This is a genomic window from Pelomicrobium sp. G1 (genome assembly GCF_051905455.1).
Classification (GTDB): Bacteria; Pseudomonadota; Gammaproteobacteria; order Burkholderiales; family UBA6910; genus Pelomicrobium.
In genome coordinates this window covers 1-1,076 of record NZ_JBQACR010000042.1, presented here as the reverse complement: position 1 = coordinate 1,076, position 1,076 = coordinate 1, and the positions used below count along the sequence as shown (strand labels likewise).

Here is a 1,076-nt window from a genome sequence, read left to right as displayed (position 1 = left end):
AGCCAGCCCTGCTCTGGGCGGCCTTCGGCGGCCTCGTCTGGTACGCCGCCGGGCACGCCCTGGGCGAGGGCCGCTGGAGCGGCCTCCCCGGCGGCCTCGGCGGCGCCCTCGAAAGCGCTTTCCAGCTCGCCCTCAACACCCTCTCCTTCGCCCGGGTGGGCGCCTTCGCCCTCGCCCACGCGGGCCTCGGCTCGGCGACGATGGCGCTGGCGGAGGCCGCCAGCGGCGCGGCGCCGGTGGTTCTCGCGCTGGGAAACGCCCTCATCATCCTGCTGGAGGGATTGGTGGTCTCGATCCAGACCACCCGTCTCGTGCTGTTCGAGTTCTTCATCCGGTTCCTGCGCGGCGAGGGCCGCCCGTTCCGCCCCCTGGCCGTGCCCTATTGACCCCGATCGAGGAGGCTTGCGTGCAGCGAAAAATGAAGATAGCCATCGCCCTCACCGTGGTTTGCGCCGTACTGGGTGCTCTCACTGGCATGCTCCTGTGGGGACCCTGGGCCCTGGCGGCGGAGGCGGCTGCGGGCGCCGCCGTGAGCGGCGAGGCGCTGAGCTGGGGCTTCGCCAGCGCCGGGGCGGCGACCGGGCTCGCGGCTATCGGCGCCGGCATCGCAGTGGCCAACGTGGGTGCCGCGGCGGTCGGGGCGATCGCGGAAAAGCCGGAGCTCTTCGGCCGGCTGCTCATCCTGGTGGGGCTGGCCGAAGGGATCGCCATCTACGGCCTGATCGTCTCGATCCTGATCCTCAACCGGCTCGCCTGACTATGGTGCCCATCTTCATCGGGGACGAAGTGAGCGCCGCCGGCTTCCGGCTCGCGGGCCTCCTCGCCCGGACGCCGCCTCCCGGCGAGGAAGCGCCGCTTTTCGAATCCGCCCTGGGCGAAACATCGCTGGTGCTGGTCACCGCCGAGGTGGCCGCCCGCATCCCCACCCCCCTCCTTTCCCGCGCTCTCGCCGGGCCGTTACCCCTGGTCCTCGTGATCCCCGACGTGCGCGGCCGCCGGGCGCCGCTGGACCTGGGACGCGCCATGCGCCTGCAGCTCGGCATGGAGCCATGAGCAGCGCGCTCGAGCAAATGCTG

General features: G+C 72.2%; 2 protein-coding genes and 1 pseudogene. All 3 read left to right on the top strand.

The features are described 5' to 3' along the window. Nucleotides 1-386: pseudogene (locus ACTFO6_RS17280) on the top strand (ATPase); the annotation flags it as partial. 32 nt (nt 387-418) lie between these two features. Then, nucleotides 419-757, top strand: coding sequence for an ATP synthase subunit C (locus ACTFO6_RS17275; RefSeq protein ID WP_439935673.1), 339 nt, complete (start codon nt 419-421; stop codon nt 755-757). A gap of 2 nt (nt 758-759) precedes the next feature. After that, on the top strand, nt 760-1,053 hold the full coding sequence (locus ACTFO6_RS17270) for a V-type ATP synthase subunit F (protein ID WP_439935672.1): 294 nt from the start codon (nt 760-762) through the stop codon (nt 1,051-1,053). Nucleotides 1,054-1,076 lie beyond the last annotated feature (23 nt).

What these genes read in the sequence shown, in the direction of transcription:
- ACTFO6_RS17270 (WP_439935672.1), top strand. Translation starts at nt 760, where the DNA reads ATGGTGCCCATCTTCATCGGGGACGAAGTGAGCGCCGCCGGCTTCCGG.
- ACTFO6_RS17275 (WP_439935673.1), top strand. Translation starts at nt 419, where the DNA reads ATGAAGATAGCCATCGCCCTCACCGTGGTTTGCGCCGTACTGGGTGCT.